The 21,836-nt window shown below is 49.5% G+C and carries 18 protein-coding genes and 1 other annotated feature; of the genes, 13 read left to right on the top strand and 5 right to left on the bottom strand.

Features of this window, described 5'->3' with window-relative positions; translation table 11 throughout:
* The first annotated feature begins 292 nt into the window (after positions 1 to 292).
* The 3 genes from NF212_RS14565 to arcB are packed head-to-tail and all read left to right on the top strand — an operon-like array spanning position 293 to position 5,377.
* The gene (locus NF212_RS14565; RefSeq protein WP_434356848.1) at positions 293 to 1,249 is read left to right on the top strand and encodes a TIGR01212 family radical SAM protein; all 957 of its coding nucleotides are present in this window, start codon (positions 293 to 295) and stop codon (positions 1,247 to 1,249) included.
* Positions 1,250 to 1,279: 30 nt separating this feature from the next.
* Entirely contained in the window at positions 1,280 to 2,986 is a 1,707-nt protein-coding gene (locus NF212_RS14560; RefSeq protein WP_434356846.1) for a diguanylate cyclase domain-containing protein, read from the top strand.
* Between the two features lie 36 nt (positions 2,987 to 3,022).
* Positions 3,023 to 5,377, top strand: coding sequence for an aerobic respiration two-component sensor histidine kinase ArcB (gene arcB, locus NF212_RS14555; RefSeq protein WP_434356844.1), 2,355 nt, complete (start codon positions 3,023 to 3,025; stop codon positions 5,375 to 5,377).
* A gap of 85 nt (positions 5,378 to 5,462) precedes the next feature.
* Here the strand turns inward: arcB and arcA are convergent, their stop codons facing one another.
* Positions 5,463 to 6,182, bottom strand: coding sequence for a two-component system response regulator ArcA (gene arcA, locus NF212_RS14550; RefSeq protein WP_434356842.1), 720 nt, complete (start codon positions 6,180 to 6,182; stop codon positions 5,463 to 5,465).
* 403 nt (positions 6,183 to 6,585) lie between these two features.
* Between arcA and NF212_RS14545 the strand changes: the two genes are divergently transcribed.
* Both NF212_RS14545 and NF212_RS14540 read left to right on the top strand, forming a co-directional pair.
* Positions 6,586 to 6,999, top strand: coding sequence for a DUF3293 domain-containing protein (locus tag NF212_RS14545; protein WP_434356840.1), 414 nt, complete (start codon positions 6,586 to 6,588; stop codon positions 6,997 to 6,999).
* Positions 7,000 to 7,022: 23 nt separating this feature from the next.
* A complete protein-coding gene (locus tag NF212_RS14540; protein WP_434356838.1) occupies positions 7,023 to 7,517 on the top strand; it encodes a putative 4-hydroxy-4-methyl-2-oxoglutarate aldolase in 495 nt (164 codons plus the stop codon).
* 64 nt (positions 7,518 to 7,581) lie between these two features.
* On the opposite strand, the gene NF212_RS14535 is transcribed toward NF212_RS14540, so the two are convergent.
* Positions 7,582 to 8,049, bottom strand: coding sequence for a hypothetical protein (locus NF212_RS14535; protein ID WP_434356836.1), 468 nt, complete (start codon positions 8,047 to 8,049; stop codon positions 7,582 to 7,584).
* Positions 8,050 to 8,179: 130 nt separating this feature from the next.
* Positions 8,180 to 9,886: a bifunctional isocitrate dehydrogenase kinase/phosphatase gene (aceK, locus tag NF212_RS14530; RefSeq protein ID WP_434356834.1), complete on the bottom strand. Its 1,707-nt coding sequence runs from the start codon at positions 9,884 to 9,886 to the stop codon at positions 8,180 to 8,182.
* A 184-nt stretch (positions 9,887 to 10,070) separates the two neighbouring features.
* Positions 10,071 to 10,187, top strand: a sequence feature (Thr leader region).
* Positions 10,188 to 10,218: 31 nt separating this feature from the next.
* On the opposite strand from aceK, the gene thrA reads away from it, so the two are divergent.
* From thrA to thrC, 3 genes are read left to right on the top strand one after another with little or no spacing between them, the layout of a single operon-like run.
* On the top strand, positions 10,219 to 12,678 hold the full coding sequence (thrA, locus tag NF212_RS14525) for a bifunctional aspartate kinase/homoserine dehydrogenase I (RefSeq protein WP_434356832.1): 2,460 nt from the start codon (positions 10,219 to 10,221) through the stop codon (positions 12,676 to 12,678).
* A 1-nt stretch (position 12,679) separates the two neighbouring features.
* Entirely contained in the window at positions 12,680 to 13,636 is a 957-nt protein-coding gene (gene thrB / locus NF212_RS14520; RefSeq protein ID WP_434356830.1) for a homoserine kinase, read from the top strand.
* The gene (gene thrC, locus NF212_RS14515) at positions 13,633 to 14,916 is read left to right on the top strand and encodes a threonine synthase (RefSeq protein WP_434356828.1); all 1,284 of its coding nucleotides are present in this window, start codon (positions 13,633 to 13,635) and stop codon (positions 14,914 to 14,916) included. The genes thrB and thrC overlap by 4 nt, the downstream gene beginning before the upstream one ends.
* Before the next feature lie 79 nt (positions 14,917 to 14,995).
* On the opposite strand, the gene grcA is transcribed toward thrC, so the two are convergent.
* On the bottom strand, positions 14,996 to 15,373 hold the full coding sequence (grcA, locus tag NF212_RS14510; protein WP_434356826.1) for an autonomous glycyl radical cofactor GrcA: 378 nt from the start codon (positions 15,371 to 15,373) through the stop codon (positions 14,996 to 14,998).
* Between the two features lie 317 nt (positions 15,374 to 15,690).
* On the opposite strand from grcA, the gene nfo reads away from it, so the two are divergent.
* The 3 genes from nfo (at position 15,691) to NF212_RS14495 (ending at position 18,280) form a co-directional block, all read left to right on the top strand.
* Positions 15,691 to 16,533, top strand: a complete 843-nt coding sequence (nfo, locus tag NF212_RS14505; RefSeq protein WP_434356824.1) for a deoxyribonuclease IV — start codon at positions 15,691 to 15,693, stop codon at positions 16,531 to 16,533.
* 316 nt (positions 16,534 to 16,849) lie between these two features.
* Positions 16,850 to 17,530, top strand: a complete 681-nt coding sequence (ung, locus tag NF212_RS14500) for a uracil-DNA glycosylase (protein ID WP_434356822.1) — start codon at positions 16,850 to 16,852, stop codon at positions 17,528 to 17,530.
* 213 nt (positions 17,531 to 17,743) lie between these two features.
* Entirely contained in the window at positions 17,744 to 18,280 is a 537-nt protein-coding gene (locus tag NF212_RS14495) for a hemerythrin domain-containing protein (RefSeq protein WP_434356820.1), read from the top strand.
* A gap of 91 nt (positions 18,281 to 18,371) precedes the next feature.
* Here NF212_RS14495 and NF212_RS14490 read toward each other — a convergent pair whose 3' ends face one another.
* A complete protein-coding gene (locus tag NF212_RS14490) occupies positions 18,372 to 18,554 on the bottom strand; it encodes a DUF3545 family protein (RefSeq protein ID WP_434356818.1) in 183 nt (60 codons plus the stop codon).
* A gap of 803 nt (positions 18,555 to 19,357) precedes the next feature.
* Between NF212_RS14490 and NF212_RS14485 the strand changes: the two genes are divergently transcribed.
* Together NF212_RS14485 and yaaA are read left to right on the top strand one after the other, a co-directional pair.
* Positions 19,358 to 20,785: an alanine/glycine:cation symporter family protein gene (locus NF212_RS14485; RefSeq protein WP_434356816.1), complete on the top strand. Its 1,428-nt coding sequence runs from the start codon at positions 19,358 to 19,360 to the stop codon at positions 20,783 to 20,785.
* A gap of 108 nt (positions 20,786 to 20,893) precedes the next feature.
* Positions 20,894 to 21,667: a peroxide stress protein YaaA gene (gene yaaA / locus NF212_RS14480; protein ID WP_434356814.1), complete on the top strand. Its 774-nt coding sequence runs from the start codon at positions 20,894 to 20,896 to the stop codon at positions 21,665 to 21,667.
* Positions 21,668 to 21,836 lie beyond the last annotated feature (169 nt).

Here is a 21,836-nt window from a genome sequence, read left to right as displayed (position 1 = left end):
ATATCGAATTTGCCATTTAAGCATATTTTGAATCAAAAACCACATCAATGGGGTCAAAATGACTCTTGATAAGCATTAAATGAATAAATATTCACGATGGAAGAGGCTGACTTATCGGTGTTCTACAGTAGAAAATATCGCCTGTAATTTTGTTACGTAAATGTTTAATTCGGTGCGCCGGTTGTGCTGATTGATATGTCCTCCCGGTAAAAAAGTGATAAACTCCACAATCCTGAGAAGAATACCTCTCATCACACTTTCTGAATAACTTCATCACTAGTCACGTTTTCCTATGCAGTTACACGAACTTGTCAATACATTTGGCCAGGATCTCCAACGCCGTTACGGCGAGAAGGTCCATAAACTAACCCTGCACGGAGGATTCAGTTGCCCAAACCGGGATGGAACCATCGGACGTGGCGGCTGTACATTTTGCAATGTTGCATCATTCTCTGATGAAGATGCCCAGTTTATGAGTGTTCGCGACCAGCTGACCCAACGGGCGTCAGAGGTTCGGGCGCGAAAATACCTGGCCTATTTCCAGGCGTATACCAGTACCTATGCTGAGGTGGAGCGCCTGCGGGTAATGTATGAGGATGCTCTGAAGCAGGCAGATATTGTTGGCCTCTGTGTCGGCACCCGGCCTGACTGTGTGCCGGATGAAGTGCTGGAGTTGCTGGTCTCTTACCAGCGGCAGGGATACGAAATCTGGTTGGAGCTGGGCCTGCAGACTGCCAATGACCAGACATTAAAACGTATCAACCGGGGACATGATTTTGCGTGTTATGAAAGGGTAACGCGTAAAGCCAGAGAGCTCGGGTTAAAGGTGTGTACCCACCTTATTGTCGGTTTGCCCGGCGATATGCCACAAGATCATATTGCGACCGTTGATAAGGTTGTTGAGACCGGGGTTGATGGTATCAAGCTGCACCCGCTTCACATTGTTGAAGGCAGTGTGATGGCGAAAGGTTGGCGAGCGGGCCGACTTGAGGCAATATCATTAGATAAATATGTAGAAAGTGCGGTGACAATGATTCAGCGCACACCTGCTGATGTTGTTTATCACAGGGTATCGGCGAACGCGCGTCGACCGACCTTGCTCGCACCGGAATGGTGTGAAAATCGGTGGTTAGCAATGACGGATATTGGCAGGGCTCTCGCGTTGACCGGTGCGCAAGGAAGTGCAATTGGAGACTCTTTCGTTTACACCACGCCTGTATTGAAGGCATCTGGATATTGCGCTCGGTAGCACCCTTATAAACACAGAAAGAGCAGGCTTATGATTTACTCTGCTACCGGTGGGCTTATCCTGGTAACGGTGTTACTGGCAATATGGGCGCTCCCACACTGGCAAGCTGCGAAAGAGGCGCGCAGGCGTCTTTTGTCCAGTTCACTGCCCGTGGTAATACTGGCACCTAAAACAGGTGCCATCCTTGATGCCAATACCCGTGCTATCCGAGAATTTTCCCTCTCGTTAAATAACGGCCGTCTAGGTTTTCCTGAAATTGCAGATATCGCTGCTTTGAAGTCTGTACTCCAGGGGGGTGACAAACAGCGTGGTTTTGTTTGCCTGCAGTCTCACCTGGGACAACGGCAGTATTCCATCACCTGCTGTACCATGGTTTCAGGGTTGTCTGTTGCCTATGGTTTGGTGTTGTCCCGGGTTAACCTGTCAACCGGGGAGGATACTTCCGGTACCGGGTTGCAGTCTGCTATCAATGCATTGTCAGAATTGGTTTGCTACCAGGGAAAGGGCGGTGACGTGATCGCCACCAACCATGCTTTTGACCGGTTTTGGAACGGTCGGGAGCTGGAAGGTGTGATTTTTGACACTCCGAGCCCGAAAGGAAAACGCCGCAGCTGTCAGACCTGGACAACCGCTCCTGATGGATCCAGCCGTCTGCTGGAAACCAACCAAAGCCTGCTGAAAAACAGCAATGATGAGATTATCGGGTCATTAAGCATCAGCCACGATGTGACTGAATGGCACCAGATGCAAGAAGAACTGCGAAAAGAGATCACCCGCAGGGAAGATGCGGAACAGTTACTTGCCACCCGCAGTAACTTGCTTGAAGTGATCTTCGAAGCGAGCAGTGACCCCATTGGTATTTATGACAGTAACTTCGTCTATCTATTGTGTAATGAGCCCTTTGCCGCGTCACTAGGCCAAAGCAGGGATGCAATCATCGGCCGGTCTGCCTTTGATGTGATTGAAGAAGATCTGCTGGCATCCTATATCGACAGGGATCGTACGATCCTTGAGACCCTTGAACCCCAGACCTATGAGGATCTGGTGTTCAGGCCAGATGGCACTCAGGTTTGGTATGAAGTTAAGAAGACACCGCTTATCGACCCCACCGAAGGGGATCCCCGTTTGTTGGTGGTGGCCCGGGATGTGACCCAGCGTAAGCATACCGAGCAGCAACTGGCAGATGCTATTATGGAGCTGCAGGAACTGAGCTTCGTTGACAGCCTGACCAAGATTGCCAACAGGCGGCGGTTTGATGAGCAGCTTCGCAGCCAGTGGCAGTCTCATATCCGGGAGACGAAACCTATCTCCCTTATCCTTTGTGACATTGATGACTTCAAACTCTACAACGACAATTATGGCCACCAACAAGGTGACCTGGCGTTGCAGGGCGTGGCGGAAGCGTTCCGGAACTCTGTACTCCGTTCAACTGACCTTATTGCCCGCTACGGTGGTGAAGAATTCGCACTTTTGCTGTCTAATACAGACCGTAAGGGAGCGGAGCACGTCGCAGAGGCTGTTGCCCGTGAACTGACCAAAATGGGGATCGTCCACGAACATTCACGTGTAGAGCCCTACCTCACTATCAGCCAAGGTGTTGTCACGCTTATTCCGGAAGTTGGCCATGATTATGGTGAGCTTGTCCGCCTGGCTGACGAAGCACTTTATATGGCCAAGAAGGGTGGCCGAAACTGTGCCCGCTTTATAGATAAAACGGTTGAAACCGTAGAACAATAATTAGCATTAAAAAAGCACTTTCCCCGGAAGGATACGATGAAGCAAATCAAGCTTTTAGCCCAATACTATGTGGATTTGTTGGTAAAGTTGGGGCTTGTCCGTTTCAGCCTGTTGCTGGCGCTTGCGCTGGTGGCGCTGGCTGTTGTGGTACAAGTGGGTATCACCCTGGTTTTGCAGGGCGACGTACATGATATCGATATTGTCCGATCGGTATTTTTTGGCCTTCTCATTACCCCCTGGGCAGTTTATTTCCTTTCTGTTGTGGTTGATCAGCTTGAAGAATCCCGGCAGCGCCTTTCCAAGCTGGTATCTAAGCTTGAGGAAATGCGTTCCCGGGATCTTGAACTGAACCGCCAGCTCACGGAAAACATCCACCAGCTCAACCAGCAAATAGAAGAGCGCGAGCGGGCGGAAGAGGCGCGTCACGATGCGATGAAAGATCTGGAAAATGAAGTCTTTCACCGCGAGAAGGCACAGCTGGATCTTGCAGAGCAGACGGCTCTTTTGCGCTCCTTCATTGATGCATCTCCGGATCTGATTTACTACAGGAACGAAGCTGGCAAGTTCTCTGGTTGCAATAAGGCAATGGAGGAGCTGACAGGGAAAACCGAGAAGGAACTGGTAGGCCTGACGCCTTGGGATGTATACAGCGAAGATGTGGCCTCGAAAGTCGTGGAAACCGACCAGCAGGTATTTGATTCCAATGTTTCCCTGACCTATGAGCAGTGGCTGGAATACATGGATGGTCGCAAGTCCTATTTCGAACTGCGAAAGGTACCATTTTTCAGCCGTGAAGGCCGCCGTCTTGGCCTCGTGGGTTTCGGACGGGAAATTACCGAGCGCAAACGGTACCAGGATGCGCTTGAAAAAGCGAGCCGGGACAAGACCGCTTTTATATCCACTATCAGCCACGAGCTTCGCACCCCGCTGAACGGTATTGTCGGCCTGAGCCGGATGTTGTTGGATTCCCCGCTTAATGAGGAGCAGCGCGGGTACATGCGCACTGTCCATGTTTCAGCTATCACCCTGGGCAACATATTCAACGATATTATCGATATGGATAAATCAGACCGAAGCCGTCTGGAACTTTATCCCAAGCCATTGGATCTGCCTGACTTTCTCTCGGATATTGAAAACCTAGCCGGTGTGCTGGCAGATCAAAAAGGCCTGCGTTTCAGTGTTGAGCGCCTGACTGACTTCCCTAGGATGATTGAGATAGACGGCACTCGCCTGCGCCAGGTGCTGTGGAACCTTATCAATAACGCCGTGAAGTTTACCCTGGATGGCTGCGTTATCGTCTCCGTCAGTTGTGATGTAGAAGATGACATCGCGTACCTGCACTTTGATATAGAAGACAGTGGGTTGGGTATCCCTGAATCTGAGCAGGAGAAGATTTTCGCCATGTACTACCAGTACAAGAGTGGTGACAGCAATCTTCACGCCGTCGGCACCGGTATTGGCCTGGCTGTATCACGCCAGCTGGCCCAGATGATGGGCGGGGATATTACAGTTGAAAGTGAGGTCGGTGAGGGGAGTACCTTTACCGTGACACTCAGTGCCCCTGTGGTAGACAAAGAAGAAGAGCTCGATGCAATGCCAGATGAGAAGCAGAGCAGCCTCCGCGTCCTTCTGGTTGAAGACATTGAGCTCAATGTAACGGTGGCGAAAAACCTGCTTGAGAGCCTTGGGCATACTGTCGATGTCGCTATGTGCGGTAAAGATGCCTTGGTTATGTTCTCCCCGGACAACTATGACCTTGTGCTTCTTGATATCCAGCTCCCGGACATGACTGGCTTCGATATTGCTGAGAACCTTCGTGAGAATTACGAGCGGCTTCCACCATTGGTTGCGTTGACAGCCAACATTATCAAGGACAAAAGTGAATACCTGAAAAAAGGTATGGATGAGGCGATTAGCAAGCCCATCAATGCCAAGGCGCTGTCGGGTATTATCCAACGGCTGGCCCTTACGTGTTCCTTGCCTGATACACAGGAAACGGTTCCTGAGCAGGAAGTTGTCAGTGATGAACTGTCAGACACCCTGTTGGATCTGGATATGCTGACCTCCTATGTGGATCTGGTTGGTGCCCAGCCTGTGCTTGACAGCATTACCATGTTTGAAGAGATGATGCCGGGTTATATCGAAATACTTGATTCCAATATGACCGCTCGCGATAAGGAAGGGATCGTCTCTGAAGCCCATAAAATTAAAGGGGCTGCCGGTTCTATCGGCCTTAAACATATCCAGCAGTTGGCACAGAAAGCCCAGTCTCCGGAGATGCCTGCGTGGTGGGAAAATGTCTCTGATTGGGTGGATGAGATTAAGGAAGGCTACCAGCACGATGTCGCTTTCCTTCGCAATTGGGTAACCCGGTATTGCGAGAACAAGTGATACCGTTATTTGGCCGTGTGGTGCCAAGCAGAAGATACGAAAAAGGCCCGTCAGGGCCTTTTCTCGTTGTGCTCACAGGAAGGGATTATTCTTCTTCCAGATCGCCACAGAAGCGGTAACCTTCGCCGTGGATAGTCGCGATGATTTCAGGGGTATCGCTTACGGATTCGAAGTGCTTACGGATACGGCGGATAGTAACGTCCACAGTACGGTCATGTGGCTTCAGCTCACGACCGGTCATCTTCTTCAGCAGTTCTGCACGAGTTTGGATAGTGCCTGGGTTCTCACAGAAGTGCAGCAGGGCACGGAATTCTGAACGTGGCAGCTTGAACTGTTCGCCAGTAGGGCTGACCAGTGAACGGCTGTTGATTTCCAGTGACCAATCATTGAAGCGGTAACGTTCAACCTGGCGCTTGTCTTCAACCTGAGAACCTTGGTTCATGGCACGAGCCAGCAGGTTGCGGGCGCGAATAGTCAGTTCACGTGGGTTAAATGGCTTGGTGATGTAATCATCCGCACCAATTTCCAGACCCAGAATCTTATCAACTTCGTTGTCACGACCAGTCAGGAACATCAGTGCCATGTCGCCTTGCTCGCGCAGTTCACGCGCCAGAAGAAGGCCGTTTTTGCCTGGCAGGTTGATGTCCATGATTACCAGATGTACACCCTGATTTTGCAGCGCCTGGTGCATTTCTTCGCCATCATTGGCTTCCAGGACAACGTATCCCTCTGCTTCGAAAATGCTTTTCAGAGTGTTACGAGTGACTTGTTCGTCTTCAACGATCAGAATGTGAGGGGTTTGCATTGGCGATACCTAATTCACTTAAACTTTTAAAATTGTCATAACGCTGCATAGACATCGTTATGGAGAAATATTACACACAGACAATAAGGGTAATACTATAGGTGATGCGAAACTTAGACTTATCGTCTGTCTGGTACGCCATCCTTAGTGAAGGTGTCGGGTAGAATCATCCAATACACCGTGAACTTCTGCATACCTGCTAAAGTCCAGTTTAATCCATTGAATGGCACTAATTTTATTCGCTTAACAGCACGCTAACAATAATTTGATTTTATCATAAGGCTGTTTTTTTCATCTTTATTGATATACGTCAAACCACCTAATTTGCTAAGTCTGACATACAAGACAAGATGAATATTGTTACGATGACATCAAGTACGTAGAAATATAACTACAGGTGATTATGACGTGTAACAAGCGATCGTTATGGGATTGTTACCACAATATTGTGTTTACTGCTACGGTTTGTCCAACATTCCGATCATTTGCCATCATAACGGCCGCGAATCCATTCAGTGGATTGTTAGATGATGCGCATAATGCTAGACGAAATCAATCATTTGCTGCGAACCTGAGTATAAAAGCGATCCCCTTTTGTGAAATTACCGGGAAATCACCGGATGGCTCTTGGAAAGAGCCTGGTTTTGCTGTTGCAGTTCCGTTAGATATTGCAATAACCCTGGCTACAGAAGTAGAACAGAATGCTATCTACTGGGTTGAAGATAACCGGGTTTACTTGGTGCCAGTCACACTTACAGGGTATGAGACCGAGTTGATAGGGGCATTTTCGGATTTGTTCAGGCAGGATGTTGGCTAGCCTTTAAACAAGATGGAGGAAAAATGGACGATCTCCTTCCTGAAATTTGTGACCAGTTTGAAGAGTCGGCTCACTGGATCCCGCTGCAATGGATTGATGTTGGTGGGAAGCCGGTCTTTTATGGTCCGGTGGAAACGTTGCGATGTTTTGAAGATAATTCCAAGGTCAGGGAGCTTCTTGGACAACCCGGTTACGGACGCATTCTGGTTGTTGATGGCCAGGGATCACGGCGTCGTGCCTTGCTGGGAGACCAGTTGGCATTGAAGGCCGTAGAAAACGGGTGGTCTGGTGTAGTGGTTGTCGGTTATGTCCGTGATGTGGCTACCATTGGCAAGTTGGATCTCGGTGTAAAAGCTCTGGGAGTGTGCCCTGTAAAAACCGAAAAACGCGGTTTAGGGGATGTGGGTGAAGAGCTGCGAGTAGAAGGTATCAGTGTCTGCCCGGGAGATTACCTCTACGCCGACAAAAATGGCGTGGTTATCAGCAAGGACGAACTGGATTTAAGTCTTTTGAGCTGATTGCCAGCCCGGTATATACAATAAAGGCCGCATAGCGGCCTTTATTACATTAAAACACTCAAAATCAGAACCTGAAAGAAACTCCAAGCTGGTATTTGGGCTCGTTCAATACTTCGTTTTTACTGTCTTCGCCAATATGGTAATCAAAGCTGGCGTGCAGGTTCAGCTTATCGGTAAGCTGGTAGTGGCTGGACACAGATACCCCGGTATTGGTTTCGTCCAGCTCCTTTTCAGTGAACAGCGTACTTCCCACTCTTATATAAGGGGAAAAGTTGTATTCAATACCACTAAGCAGCCCACGTTTTGTTGGGGAGTGTTCAGACGCAGAGGACATTTGCGTACCTAAAACCAAGCTGAACCCTCTATATACAGGGTAAGAGTAACCACTGCTAATCTGCCAGCTGTCAAAGGATTCGCTCCCAGATTCAGACGACAAATACCACTTCCCCGAAGAGCTCGGGGATGGAGCGTCTGCTGCTGCTGCATGAAGTGCCACGGCCTGCAGGACGATTGCTGTTAGTATGTATTTCATACGCAACCTTCCTTGTTATATGTCTTATTTTCCGTATTGCATAAGTCACTGAAAAGCGAAAGTGCAATAAGTTGATTAAAGATTATACGCCAACTGTTTTATTTATGCACACAAGCGAATGTGATTAACTTCAGAATGTGTCTCCTTTCCTGTAAGGATAGACATCGTTGAAACAACCTACCTCAATATTTCTTTGCAGCCCCTTCCAGAAGTCTGCGTTAAAAAGATCGCTATGTAATTCTTCGAAAAGGCTTTTTACCCTATTGCTTGTTAAAAGGAATGTGCGGAATTCCTCGGGGAATACATCGTTTTCCCCCACGCTGTACCAGGGTTCAGCGGCCATTTCATCTTCAGGGAAACGCGGTGGTGGAATACGGCGGAAATTCACTTCGTGGAGATAGCTGATTTCATCATAGTCGTAGAAAATGACTCGGTTATGCCGTGTAACGCCAAAGTTTTTGAACAGCATGTCGCCGGCAAAAATATTGGCAGCGGCAAGCTCTTTCAATGCATCGCCATACTCCTGAACTGCATCGCGCAGAGCCTCGTCGCCCGCCTGTTCAATATAGATATTGAATGGGATCATACGCCGTTCCATGTAGAGGTGCTTGATAAGCACCTCCTTGGCTGTTACGACAATTTTGGACGGGGCAACCTGTAGCAGTTCTTCCAAAAGCTCTTCGCTGAAACGGTGACGGGGAAAACGGAAATTCCGGTATTCTTGGGTATCAGCCATCCGCCCGCAGCGGTCATGTTCCTTTACCAGCTTGTATTTGGCTTTAACCGTTGCGTGGTTCATGTTTTTCTGTGGCGCAAACCTGTCCTTGATGACCTTGAAAACAAAACCGTATGAGGGGAGCGTAAACACGCTCATGACCATCCCTTTGATACCCGCAGCGATCTCAAACTGATCATCGGATTTGTCCAGGTGATGGAGAAATTCCCGGTAAAGCTCGGTTTTTCCGTGTTTCTGACAACCAACAGCAGTGTATAGCTCAGACAGGGTCTTGTTGGGCATTAATTGGCTGAGGAAGTCGACCAGGGCTGCCGGAGCCGGCGCATAAACCATAAAGTAAGAGCGGGCGAAGCTGAAAATCATGCTGACGCCATCAGTATCAGAGATACAGGCATCGACATATATTTCCCCTTTCTCATTGGTCAGCAGGGCAAGCACAAAAGGCTGGGTTTGGTTGGCCATTTCCATCCTGCCAATCAGGTAAACCCCTTTGTTCCGGTAAAACGGCTCACGCACCATCTCGATGGTAAAACCCAGGGTGAGCTGAGGGCCGAAGCGTTTTTGCAAAACCTGGGTAATGCGTTTGATATCCCTTGCTTGATTCTCCCACTTAATAGAAAACGGCGTATCATCAAGCAGCCTTTCAATGGTGGCGTAGACACCTGCCTGGGATGTGTAGCGGCGAAGCAGAGGTGTCGGGTATTTAGGAATTCGCCCACCCTGCGAACTTTGAATAAACAGTTTTTCCCGCCGGATGTTGCGGTGTTCGAACAGCCGGCAATAAACAGAGTTGAAAAAGCTCTCAGCAATGTCATAGCGGGGGTAGTTGTTAAGGAGCAATACATAAGCGGCTTTAACAGACATCAGGAATGAACGGGTGGCATACCTTTTGTTCAGCATAGTTTTCAATTGCTGTCCTACCAGACCCACATGGTGATCATAAATATTGATCCGTTCTTTCAATGCTGCCTGCACGCCTTGCCAGTCCTGAGCCTCAAAGCGTTCTTGAGCACCGGCAGTAACATCAAGGAAACGGCCATACATGGCGTCCGCCCCCTGAAGGATACTGTGGGCAACCAGTTCATCCATTGCAGTTTTCATAGGCAATCCGTTGTCTGTTTTTTATTCAGTTACTATGTCGGGATTCCGGGCGTGCTGCAACCGTTACAGGCTGATGAGGTTCACATCCATGAATGGAAGCAAAATGTGAATTTATGTTGACCTTGGAGGCTAATTTCGGTAAACGTTACACAATAAGCAAATTAATGTAGCAGACACGACATGTTTCAACTGACCCGCACCACGACCATTATTATTACCGGCATTTTTCGTGTTGGTGCGGGCTGATGCACAGAAAAAAATAAAAGAAGCCCGTACCCCATAAGGTACGGGCTTTTTTTTAGCCAGTTTTAGAGATACCCAAGGAGGATGGGATGCGAGTGCTTAAATTTGGCGGGACTTCTTTAGCGAATGCGGAAAGATTCGCTCGTGCCGCCGATATTATTGTCAGTAACTGCGGGCAAAGTGACTGTTCTGCGGTACTTTCCGCACCGGCAAAAATTACCAATGCGTTGGTGGCCGTCATTGACGGAACTATCAAGCATGGTGAAGCGACAGTTGAAGTAAACCTTATTGAGAAAATATTCACCGATCTTTTTAACGGCCTTTCTGAACTCGAGCCTGCATTCGATTCTGCTCCGCTGTTTTCCAAGCTCGAACGTACCCTGGGCCAGCTTCGCCAGTATACCCACGGTATCACGCTTCTCGGCCAGTGCCCGGACAGCATTTATGCCCGTGTGATTTCAAAGGGGGAGCGCCTCTCTATTGCGACCATGGAAGCCCTGCTGGTTGCCCGCGGTTACGATACTTTCGTGATTGATCCGGTTAAGTACCTTGTCTCCCTCGGGGATTACCTTGAAGGTGTGGTCGACATTGACCTCTCCACCCAGAATTTCAAAAAAGCCCCTATCCCAGCCGGGCACATCGGCCTGATGCCGGGCTTTACTGCCGCTAACGGTCACGGTGAACTGGTGACTCTGGGCCGTAACGGCTCAGACTACTCAGCAGCGGTACTGGCTGCCTGTGTACGTGCTGAGTGTTGTGAGATTTGGACTGACGTAGATGGCGTATACAGCTGTGACCCGCGCCTGGTGCCGGACGCCCGTCTTCTCAAATCGCTCAGCTACCAGGAGGCCATGGAGCTTTCTTACTTTGGTGCCAAGGTTCTCCACCCCAAAACCATCCTCCCTATTGCCCGTTTCCAAATTCCTTGTCTGATTAAAAACACAGCCAACCCGCAAGCGCCGGGTACCCTGATTGGCCAGGATACCGGTGAAGACAACCTGGCGGTGAAGGGCATTACTACCCTGGACAAACTCAGCATGCTGAACGTATCCGGTCCGGGTATGAAAGGTATGGTCGGTATGGCTGAACGTGTGTTTGGTGCCATGGCGGATTCCGGTGTTTCGGTTGTGTTGATTACCCAGTCTTCTTCTGAATACAGCATCAGTTTCTGTATTGAGTCAGAAGACAAAGCCCTGGCTGAACGTTCGCTGGAAGCGGAATTTGAGCTGGAGCTTAAAGACGGCCTGCTGGAGCCTCTGGAGTTTATCGATGACCTGGCTATCGTGACCCTGGTGGGTGACCAGATGCGCGAAGCCAAAGGGGTCGCAGCGCAGTTCTTTACGTCTTTGGCAGAAGTGAACATCAACATTGTTGCTATCGCCCAGGGATCGTCAGAGCGTGCGATTTCCGCCGTAATTCCTGATGGAAAGGTATCTGAGGCAATCAAGGCATGCCACGAAAACCTGTTTAACAGCAACCACTACCTTGATGTTTTTGTGGTGGGCGTCGGTGGCGTGGGTGGCGAGTTGATCGAGCAGATCCAGCGTCAGCAGGCAAAACTGGCTGAGCAAGGGATCGTCATCCGTGTATGTGGCCTGGCCAACAGCCGCGGTATGGTACTCAATAGTCGCGGGGTGCCTCTTGAAAATTGGCGTGACACCCTCGGCAACGGATCCGAACAGTTTTCGCTTGCCAGCATGATCCAACTGGTTCAGCGCAACCACATCATTAACCCTGTGCTGGTGGATTGTACCTCCTCCCAGGATATTGCAGACCGCTATGCGGATTTCCTGGCTGCCGGTTTCCATGTTGTGACCCCGAACAAGAAAGCCAATACCGCCAGCCTGGCGTACTACAACCAGCTTCGTAAAACTGCGCGGAAAACCCGCCGCAAGTTTATGTACGACACCACGGTAGGTGCCGGCCTCCCGGTAATAGAAAACCTGCAAAACCTTATCGCCGCCGGTGACCGCCTTGAGCGTTTCAGCGGTATTCTTTCCGGCTCACTGTCATATATCTTCGGTAAGCTGGATGAAGGGATGAGTTTCAGTGATGCGACCAAGGTTGCCAAGGACAACGGCTTTACAGAGCCAGATCCGCGTGACGACCTTTCCGGTATGGATGTGGCGCGCAAGCTCCTGATCCTCGCTCGTGAATCTGGCATGGAGCTGGAGCTGGACGACGTGGTGGTTGAGCCTGCATTGCCTCCGGGCTTTGACCAGTCAGGCTCTATTGATGAGTTTATGGCCCGTCTGCCTGAGGCCGATGCTTACTTCAACAAGGTGTTTGACAATGCATCTGCACAAGGCAAGGTACTGCGTTATGTCGGTGGTATTGATAACGGCAAGTGTGTGGTACGCATTGAAGCGGTGGATGGTGATGACCCAATGTTTAAAATCAAGGATGGTGAAAATGCCCTGGCATTCTACAGCCACTACTACCAGCCAATCCCTCTGGTTTTACGGGGTTATGGCGCAGGTACCCAGGTGACGGCGGCAGGTGTATTTGCTGACCTGATGCGTACCCTTGGCTGGAAGCGGGGGGTTTAAGATGGGTGTTGCGGTTTATGCCCCGGCATCAATCGGGAATGTCAGCGTAGGTTTTGACGTGCTCGGGGCTGCTGTGTCCCCGGTCGACGGTACGTTGCTGGGTGACAGGGTGGAAGTGATGGCCGGCAACAGCCCGTTTTCACTTGAATGTGTCGGTCACTTTGTCGGCAAGTTACCAACCGACCCCAAAGAAAACATTGTTTACAGGGCGTTTGAAGTTTTCTGCCGGGAACTGGCGTTAAAAGGTATCGAACCCCAACCAGTTACCGTGACCCTTGAAAAGAATATGCCGATAGGCTCTGGCCTTGGCTCCAGCGCATGTTCCATCGTTGCGGCACTGGATGCGATGAACCGGTTCCACGGGCAGCCTCTTGATGAAACCGAGCTCCTGGCTCTGATGGGGGAAATGGAGGGCGAGATCTCCGGCAGTATCCACTACGACAATGTCGCGCCCTGTTTCCTTGGGGGCTTGCAGCTGATGGTTGAAGAGCTTGGCATTATCAGCCAACCCGTTCCCTGTTTTAATGAATGGTACTGGGTAATGGCTTATCCGGGTATCAAGGTGCCGACAGCCGAGGCTCGTGCTATCCTTCCTGCTCAGTACCGTCGCCAGGATGTGATTGCGCATGGCCGGCACCTTGGTGGATTTGTCCATGCCTGCCACAGCGGCCAGCCACAGTTGGCGGCCAAAATGATCCGGGATGTGGTTGCTGAACCATATCGGGAAAAATTACTGCCGGGCTTTGCTGATGCAAGGGAATATGCGGCAGAAGCCGGTGCGATGGCGACAGGTATTTCAGGCTCCGGCCCAACACTTTTCAGCATCTGTGACAGCCTGGATGTTGCTGAGCGTGTTGCCCGCTGGCTGAGAGAGCATTACGTACAAAACGAAGAAGGATTTGTCCACGTTTGCCGAATGGATAACGAGGGCGCTCGAGTGACAGGAAGTGAGCTATGAAGCTGTACAATATTAAAGAAAATGATGAACAGGTCTCCTTTAGCCAGGCCGTGAGACAAGGTCTTGGCCGTAACCAGGGGCTGTTTTTCCCGGCTGAACTGCCGGTATTTGAAGATGTCGATGCACTGCTGGCAGAAGATTTTGTCAGCCGCAGCAGTAAGATTCTTTCCGCCTTTATTGGTGACGAGCTGGATAAAGAAACCGTAGCAAAAATGGTTTCTGGTGCATTCCAGTTCCCTGCGCCGGTGGCGGAAGTAAAAGAGGGTGTTTATGCCCTTGAGCTTTTCCATGGCCCGACCCTGGCATTTAAGGACTTTGGCGGCCGCTTTATGGCCCAGTCCCTGGCTGCTGTTTCTGAAGGTGGCAAAATCACCATTCTAACGGCGACCTCCGGTGATACCGGTGCTGCTGTTGCCCATGCGTTTTATGGTATGGAAAACATCAATGTCGTGATCCTTTACCCGAAAGGCAAAATCAGCCCCTTGCAGGAAAAGCTCTTCTGTACACTGGGTGGCAATATCCATACGGTAGCGGTAAACGGCACCTTTGATGATTGTCAGGCGTTGGTTAAACAGGCGTTTGATGATGAAGCCCTTCGCAAAGAGATTGGTCTGAACTCTGCCAACTCCATCAATATCAGCCGACTGCTGGCTCAGATCTGTTATTACTACGAAGCGGTTTCCCAGATCCCAACAGACAAGCGAAATGATCTGGTCTTTGCTGTTCCAAGCGGCAACTTTGGTAACCTTACTGCTGGCCTGTTGGCGAAAGCATCCGGTTTGCCGGTTAAACGCTTTATTGCGGCAACCAATGTAAATGACACAGTGCCCCGTTACCTTAAAGAAGGAAGCTGGGATCCTAAAGAAACCATTGCAACACTTTCCAACGCGATGGACGTCAGCCGCCCTAACAACTGGCCACGTATCGAAGAGCTTTGCCAGGTTAAAGGCTGGGGGCTCGGTGAGCTGGGTTATGGTGCGGTAACGGATGAAGAAACGGCGGAAACCCTGAAAGAAATGTCTCAGGATGGCTACGTATGCGAGCCCCACGGTGCCATTGCCTACCGCATCCTTAACGAGCAATTGGCCGAAGGTGAAACTGGCATTTTCCTCTGTACGGCGCACCCTGCCAAGTTCAAAGAAGCTGTAGATGAGATCCTGGGTAAGGATATTGAGTTGCCGGGGCCACTTGCCAAGCATGCAGAAATGGAACTGCTGTCCGTTGAGCAGGATGCTGATTTTAGCCAGCTGAGTGCCTTGCTGCGTCAGGTCGCCAAATAGCTCCCCAAAACGCTATGACACAAAAACGCCCGGCTTAACCGGGCGTTTTACTACGGACTGTAGATTTCCTGGGTGGAAATTACAGAGAAGTAGTGAAGGTACGGGAGATAACGTCGCGCTGCTGCTCTGGAGTCAGAGAGTTGAAGCGAACTGCATAGCCAGAAACGCGGATAGTCAGCTGTGGGTACATCTCTGGGTTTTTCACAGCATCTTCCAGAGTTTCACGGCGTAGAACGTTTACGTTCAGGTGCTGGCCGCCTTCGATGCGAGGAGCTACTTCCAGCTCAACTTCGCGGTACTCAATGTCACCCAGGTCGCTTTGTGCAATAACCTGATCGGCTTCAAAGCTGCCTTTTGCACAGATACAGCGAGCTTGGTTGGTTTCGCTGTCCAGGATCCAGAAAGAGTTCAGCAGATCGTCGTTTGCCGCTTTGGTAATTTGGATGCCAGTAATCATTACTTTCCCCTTATTTGCGTAGTTTTTATAACGTTCTTTACGTTAGTTGCCACCGGGTAGCATGAAGGGTGGCCGTTAACGTTGATTTACGTCAATTTACAACGAATAACCTTTATGTGTCTAGGTGAATTTCCTTGCTCTATGTCAAAAAAGGGGTGAATTGTAGTTTATTGGTCAGTCCATTTTCCTATGAGGGCTTTCATTTGTAATTAAATTACTACAATTTGCTGTTCAAAAAGCCGACGAAGCGGCATTGTACCGTTGTCATTTAGAAAGCTATGATCTCGAAAAATTCAAAATCAGGAGGGTAAAAAAATATGAAATTAATTGGTGCGCACGTTTCTGCATCCGGTGGTGTGTTCAATGCACCAAGAAATGCAGAGGAAATTGGTGCCAATGCTTTTGCCCTGTTTACCAAAAATCAGCGCCAGTGGCAGGCAAAACCCCTTGAACAGGAGACCATCTCAGCGTTCAAGCAAGCCTGCAAGGAAAGAGGGTTCAGCCCCAATGCGATTCTTCCCCATGACTCCTACCTGATAAATCTTGGGGCTCCTGAAACTGACAAGCTGGAAAAGTCACGGGATGCGTTTATTGATGAGTTGGCCCGTTGCCGCCAACTGGGCCTGACACTGCTGAACTTCCATCCGGGAAGCCACTTGAAAAAGCTGGATGAAGCTGCATGCCTTTCCCGGATTGCCGAATCTATCAATATGGCCCTGGATGCCGTACCGGATGTGGTGGCGGTTATCGAGAATACTGCCGGACAGGGCACTAATCTCGGGTGCCGGTTTGAGCATCTGGCTTCCATTATTGAAGAAGTGACTGACAAAACACGGGTGGGTATCTGCATTGATACCTGCCACACCTTTGCTGCGGGTTATGACCTGCGGTCAGTGGATGCAACAGAAAAGACATTTGATGAGTTCGATAAGGTAGTGGGGATGCAATACCTGCGTGGCATGCACCTCAATGACAGCAAAACACCTTTAGGCAGCCGCGTTGACCGTCATGACTCTCTTGGGCTGGGGGAGATTGGCTGGGATTGCTTTGAGTACCTGATGAAGGACAAACGCTTTGATGACATTCCGCTGATTCTCGAAACGATTCGCCCGGAGATTTGGCATCAGGAAATTGCCACCCTGCGCCGGTGGGCGGCATAAGTGTGCCTTTATGGGGCAGATACTATGGGCTGTTAATTTCTATTTCGGCGTAACCGGTTGAATATAAAAGGGTGTCATAGCTGGCATCCTTTTTTCATGGTTTTAGTGTGGCGAGTCTACACAAAGGAGGAAGCCATGATGCAACTATGCTTAACCATTACACCTCAGGCACACCGTCCGGTCCAGGGCCGGGGACACTGGCGTACACCACAGCCAAACAGCCAACGCATGAGGGAAAACCGATAAAACGGCGAACCAACGCTGAATTCCTTGCAGTCAGTGGTTACAATAAAGCGAATTCAGTGTTGGGGGACCTATGAGCGAATCATTAACCTGGCAGGATGTGATTGGGCAAGAAAAATCACAGCCTTATTTCCAAGAAACCATGGCATTCGTTGAAGCTGAGCGTGAAAGCGGTAAAGTTGTTTATCCGCCTCGTGAGGACGTTTTTAACGCGTTTAAATTTACACCCTTCGATAACGTAAACGTTGTAATCCTTGGTCAGGATCCCTACCACGGCCCGAATCAGGCCCATGGCCTGTGTTTCTCTGTACTGCCGGGAATCCAACCGCCTCCGTCCCTGAAAAATATGTACAAAGAACTTTTGCAGGAATTTTCTGATTTCACGGTACCTGATCATGGTTACCTGAAAAGCTGGGCTGACCAGGGGGTGCTCCTTCTCAATACCGTTTTAACGGTAGAGCAGGGTAAGGCACACTCACATGCTGGCACCGGCTGGGAAAACTTTACCGACCGTGTTATTGAGTCGGTTAACCAGCATCGTGAAGGTGTGGTTTTCCTGCTGTGGGGATCCCATGCCCAGAAAAAAGGCAGTAAGATCGACCGTAACCGCCACCATGTACTGACTGCCCCTCATCCATCGCCACTTTCAGCCCATAGAGGGTTCTTTGGCTGTGGGCATTTTGCCGAGACCAATAACCTGTTGCTGAAAATGGGAAAACAACCTATCTGTTGGCAGCCGGATATCAATGCCTGAATAAAAACCAGGGTGTGAAGAAGCAGGCAATGGCCTGCTTTTTTTATATCGGTTTATGGGCCAAATGCGTCTACAGTGAGAAGGAGGGGAAATTAGAATGAGAAACTCCCCGCATAAATTGTCACACCTTAATAACAACATCGTAATTCATGATGCAGAGCAAATCTTAACCAATTTTCTCATTTACACTGAGTAGATTAGGGAGGAAATGCCATGTTAGACCTGATTCATTTAGAACATAAAAACATATCTCGATTACTGGCATTGCTTGAACGGAAACTTGCTGCGATTCAGGCGGAAGATGAAGTTGACTTCAGGCTAATCCGGGATTCTGTGGAGTATCTGGGGAGTTACTCTGAGAAATACCACCATCCAAAGGAAGATGTTATTTACCTCTACTATCTGGAGCATTATGGCGACAATGGGGACATTGCCAAGCTGGATAAAGAGCATGAAGAGCTATCGGTCCTAACCCAGGATTTTGAAACGACCGTTGACATGATCCTGATGGATTCCGTTGTGCCACTTAGCGTGTTTGCTGAACAGCTGCAGCAATTTATACGCCGTCAGCGGGACCACCTGATGTTCGAAGAGCGAGATGTGCTCCCTATTATTGCGAAAGCCTTTAATGAAAAGGATTGGCTGAACGTCAGGGAACGCTGCATTCTGGAATATGACGACCCTCTGTTCGGCAAGGAAGTGTCGGTCAGGTTCCGGAGGTTGTCTGAAAAGCTGTTTGAGCCAGAATAGAATTTGAGGATAAATGGCAATAGAAAAGGCGCTGGATAGCGCCTTTTTTAATGGTTGCCTTAACGGCGCGTGCAAATCACTGAAATGGTACTTAAATGTCTATGTCTTCGAGGTCGTAATCCCCGGCAAGATCCATCTCCATCAGCTCCTTACGGAGGCGTTGTCTGTCCTTGAGTGCTTCAATCTCACGCCACTTGCGTTTCTGCGGTTTAGCTCTTTTGGAGCGTTGTGGCATGTCCTGATCAAAATAGTCATCAAAAGCAAAGCTATCCATATTAATCACCTCAAACGCGCCGAAGCGGTAAACAATTAATTAGCACAGGCAAGGTAAAAATAAAATTGAACTGTTTCTCATTTGTTGCGCTTCGATGAATAAATGATGAGTTGACGATCACAGATCTGTTTCGGTGGTTTGTTTTTTAACCACTGCTGCCCAGATTTTGTCTTAGTGCAGTCAGGTAAGGGAGTTCATGGATGAACCCAGCTCAACCCCTTACACAGTAGGGGGTAGGGATAAATTAGAACTCTAAAGAAATTTTTGTGACCCGTCCGGAAATGCCGGAAGTGTGTTTTGATGTTGTGTGAAATGGGTTTTCCTAATGTGAATCGAATGTATTTTGCTGTGTCCTCGCTGGATGCAAAGTGCGACACATGTCTCGTTTATGTGAACATGAATGCATATTGATTTTTACTGTATCTCCGCGCATTATCTTGCCACGCTGCCGCCATCCTGGGGTTAAAATGCGGCACTTTAGATAGCATGACCATACCGGACTGCAGAACTATTCCCAATGAATACGGTATAGGTTTCGCCCACACAGGGCAGATGGTTTCACCACAAATAATTCCCCGGGATTTTTGGTGTTGAATGTCAGGGACACCGATTTACGTCCCTAATCAGTTTCTGATTACCGGCATTCCAACAATGTCCTCAGTACAAGGCGCTCTTCAGGTGGTCGAAGTGACTGCCTGTATATTGAGCTCCAGTTGCGTACGATTTTTATCATCCTTTGCAACTGCGTGGCGTCCGTCTCTAGATGTGCGCCTTGTACCTATTGATGCTTATGAGAGGTAGGCGTGGTAAGTCTTATCAACTTTCTCAACGACCTTCTTTGGGGCTCAGTACTGGTATACCTGCTGATTGGTGGAGGTATTTACTTTACCTTACGCCTTGGTTTTATCCAGTTCCGTCACTTTACCCATATGTTTAAGGTGATGAAAAACAGCCGCAAAGACGATGAGTCAGGAATTTCTTCCTTCCAGGCACTGTGTACCAGCCTGGCAGCCCGTGTAGGTACGGGTAATATGGCAGGTGTTGCTGTAGCTATCACCCTGGGTGGACCGGGTGCTATCTTTTGGATGTGGCTCATTGCAATGTTGGGGATGGCTACTGCTTTTGCGGAAAGCACCCTGGCCCAGCTTTTCAAGACCCGTGACGATGACGGCAACTTCCGTGGCGGCCCTGCCTACTATATGGAGAAAGGGTTGGGGATGCGCTGGATGGGCGTGGTTTTCTCGATTCTATTGATGATTGCGTTTGGCCTGGTCTTTAACTCTGTTCAGGCGAACTCTATCACCCAGGCTTTGCATGTCGCCTTCGGGTTCAACTCGATGTATGTTGGCGTTGCGCTGGTGGTGATGTCGGCATTCGTTATTTTTGGTGGCCTGCGCAAAATCGCCCGGACAGCAGAAATTATTGTCCCGGTAATGGCAGTGTTTTACCTGGCGATCGCTTTCTGGATTGTGGGTTCCAACATCGAGAAACTGCCGGCAGTCATTTCCCTTATTTTCAAATCGGCATTCGGCCTGGACAAAGCCGCTTCCGGTGCTCTGGGTTATACCGTTGCGCAGGGCATGATCCAGGGCATCAAGCGTGGTCTGTTCTCAAACGAAGCGGGCATGGGTTCTGCACCAAACGCTGCAGCGAGTGCATCTCCGTATCCTCCGCACCCGGCTTCCCAGGGTTATGTACAGATGCTGGGTGTGTTTATGGACACCATCGTCATTTGTACTGCGACGGCGGCGATTATCCTGATGTCCGGCCAGTTTGTGCCTGGTGGTGAAATCACAGGTGTGGAGCTGACTCAGCGAGCATTGAGCACGGAAGTGGGTGACTGGGGCGGTATATTTATCGCTATCGCGATTTTCTTCTTCGCCTTTACTTCTATCATTGCCAATTACTCCTATGCGGAAACCAACCTGATTTTCCTGGAGCACAACCACAAGGCCGGCCTGAACATCTTCCGTGGTGTGGTACTGCTGATGGTAATGTTTGGCTCGCTGGCAGAGTTGCCTACGGTCTGGGTAATGGCAGATATATCCATGGGGTTGATGGCGATTGTGAACATGGTGGCAATATTGCTGTTGTCTGGGACAGTGGTAAAGCTGGCCCGGGATTACAACCAGCAGCTTTCCATGGGTAAGGTTCCGTGCTTTGACAGCCGTGAATACCCGGAGCTGCACAGCCAGATTGAAGACGGTATCTGGGACAAGAAAGCGGAGTGACACGCCATTCGTTTTTCCTATTGATTCCATCGAAAAAGCCATGCCACGCCGGCATGGCTTTTTGTGTTAACCTTTGGATTAAAGACTGAATTACATGGATGCCCGCAAATGCTGATCGTTGTTTCTCCCGCCAAAACCCTTGATTACACCTCTCCATTGGCAACTGAACGCTTCACTCAGCCAGAGCTTCTGGATGAGTCTTCACGACTTATAAAAGTGTGTAAGGGGCTGACACCTGCTGACATTTCCAGCCTGATGAACGTCAGCGACAAGATCGCCGGCCTCAACGTTGCGCGGTTTGCAGAGTGGCATCCGGAATTTACACCTGAAAATGCCCGTCAGGCAATTCTGGCATTTAAAGGGGATGTGTATACCGGGCTGGAAGCCGAAACGCTGGATGATGCGGGCTTCGATTACGCACAGAAACACCTGCGGATGCTCTCTGGTTTGTACGGCCTGCTGAAACCTTTGGATCTGATGATGCCCTACCGCCTGGAAATGGGCACCAAACTGGCCAACGAGCGCGGCACCAACCTCTACCAGTTCTGGGGCAGCATCATTACGGAGAAACTCAATACTGCTTTGGCTGAGCAGGGAGACAATATCCTTATCAATCTGGCCTCCAACGAATACTTCAAATCGGTGAAACCTAAGTTGCTGGAAGGGGAAATCATTACGCCGGTCTTCAAGGATCGTAAAAACGGCCAGTACAAGATGATCAGTTTCTTTGCCAAGAAAGCCCGTGGGATGATGGCGCGCCATATCATTGATAACCGTATTGAGTCTGTAGAGGATCTGAAGGGCTTTGATACTGCCGGATATTATTTTGTCCCTGAAGCGTCGAGCCACAATGAGCTGGTGTTCCATCGGGAAGAACAGTAACTGAAGGTTGGCTGCAGTGAATCTGAACTGCCGGAGGAATATATAAATACCCGCGTAATTCCCAACTCATTGATTCCAATTAGCTAAAGCCAAAAAGGCCAGCATTGCTGCTGGCCTCAGACTGCTGACAAAGCCCTAGCCATTTGGCTGGGGCTTTGATCTAATAAGG

The organism is Parasalinivibrio latis (genome assembly GCF_036825535.1).
GTDB lineage: Bacteria > Pseudomonadota > Gammaproteobacteria > Enterobacterales > Vibrionaceae > Parasalinivibrio > Parasalinivibrio latis.
This window is presented reverse-complemented; position numbering and strand designations above follow the sequence as displayed.

Excerpts from the sequence above, each read along its gene's own strand:
- NF212_RS14565 (WP_434356848.1), top strand. The coding sequence starts at position 293 with ATGCAGTTACACGAACTTGTCAATACATTTGGCCAGGATCTCCAACGC.
- NF212_RS14560 (WP_434356846.1), top strand. The coding sequence starts at position 1,280 with ATGATTTACTCTGCTACCGGTGGGCTTATCCTGGTAACGGTGTTACTG.
- arcB (WP_434356844.1), top strand. The coding sequence starts at position 3,023 with ATGAAGCAAATCAAGCTTTTAGCCCAATACTATGTGGATTTGTTGGTA.
- arcA (WP_434356842.1), bottom strand. The coding sequence starts at position 6,182 with ATGCAAACCCCTCACATTCTGATCGTTGAAGACGAACAAGTCACTCGT.
- NF212_RS14545 (WP_434356840.1), top strand. The coding sequence starts at position 6,586 with ATGACGTGTAACAAGCGATCGTTATGGGATTGTTACCACAATATTGTG.
- NF212_RS14540 (WP_434356838.1), top strand. The coding sequence starts at position 7,023 with ATGGACGATCTCCTTCCTGAAATTTGTGACCAGTTTGAAGAGTCGGCT.
- NF212_RS14535 (WP_434356836.1), bottom strand. The coding sequence starts at position 8,049 with ATGAAATACATACTAACAGCAATCGTCCTGCAGGCCGTGGCACTTCAT.
- aceK (WP_434356834.1), bottom strand. The coding sequence starts at position 9,886 with ATGAAAACTGCAATGGATGAACTGGTTGCCCACAGTATCCTTCAGGGG.
- thrA (WP_434356832.1), top strand. The coding sequence starts at position 10,219 with ATGCGAGTGCTTAAATTTGGCGGGACTTCTTTAGCGAATGCGGAAAGA.
- thrB (WP_434356830.1), top strand. The coding sequence starts at position 12,680 with ATGGGTGTTGCGGTTTATGCCCCGGCATCAATCGGGAATGTCAGCGTA.
- thrC (WP_434356828.1), top strand. The coding sequence starts at position 13,633 with ATGAAGCTGTACAATATTAAAGAAAATGATGAACAGGTCTCCTTTAGC.
- grcA (WP_434356826.1), bottom strand. The coding sequence starts at position 15,373 with ATGATTACTGGCATCCAAATTACCAAAGCGGCAAACGACGATCTGCTG.
- nfo (WP_434356824.1), top strand. The coding sequence starts at position 15,691 with ATGAAATTAATTGGTGCGCACGTTTCTGCATCCGGTGGTGTGTTCAAT.
- ung (WP_434356822.1), top strand. The coding sequence starts at position 16,850 with ATGAGCGAATCATTAACCTGGCAGGATGTGATTGGGCAAGAAAAATCA.
- NF212_RS14495 (WP_434356820.1), top strand. The coding sequence starts at position 17,744 with ATGTTAGACCTGATTCATTTAGAACATAAAAACATATCTCGATTACTG.
- NF212_RS14490 (WP_434356818.1), bottom strand. The coding sequence starts at position 18,554 with ATGGATAGCTTTGCTTTTGATGACTATTTTGATCAGGACATGCCACAA.
- yaaA (WP_434356814.1), top strand. The coding sequence starts at position 20,894 with ATGCTGATCGTTGTTTCTCCCGCCAAAACCCTTGATTACACCTCTCCA.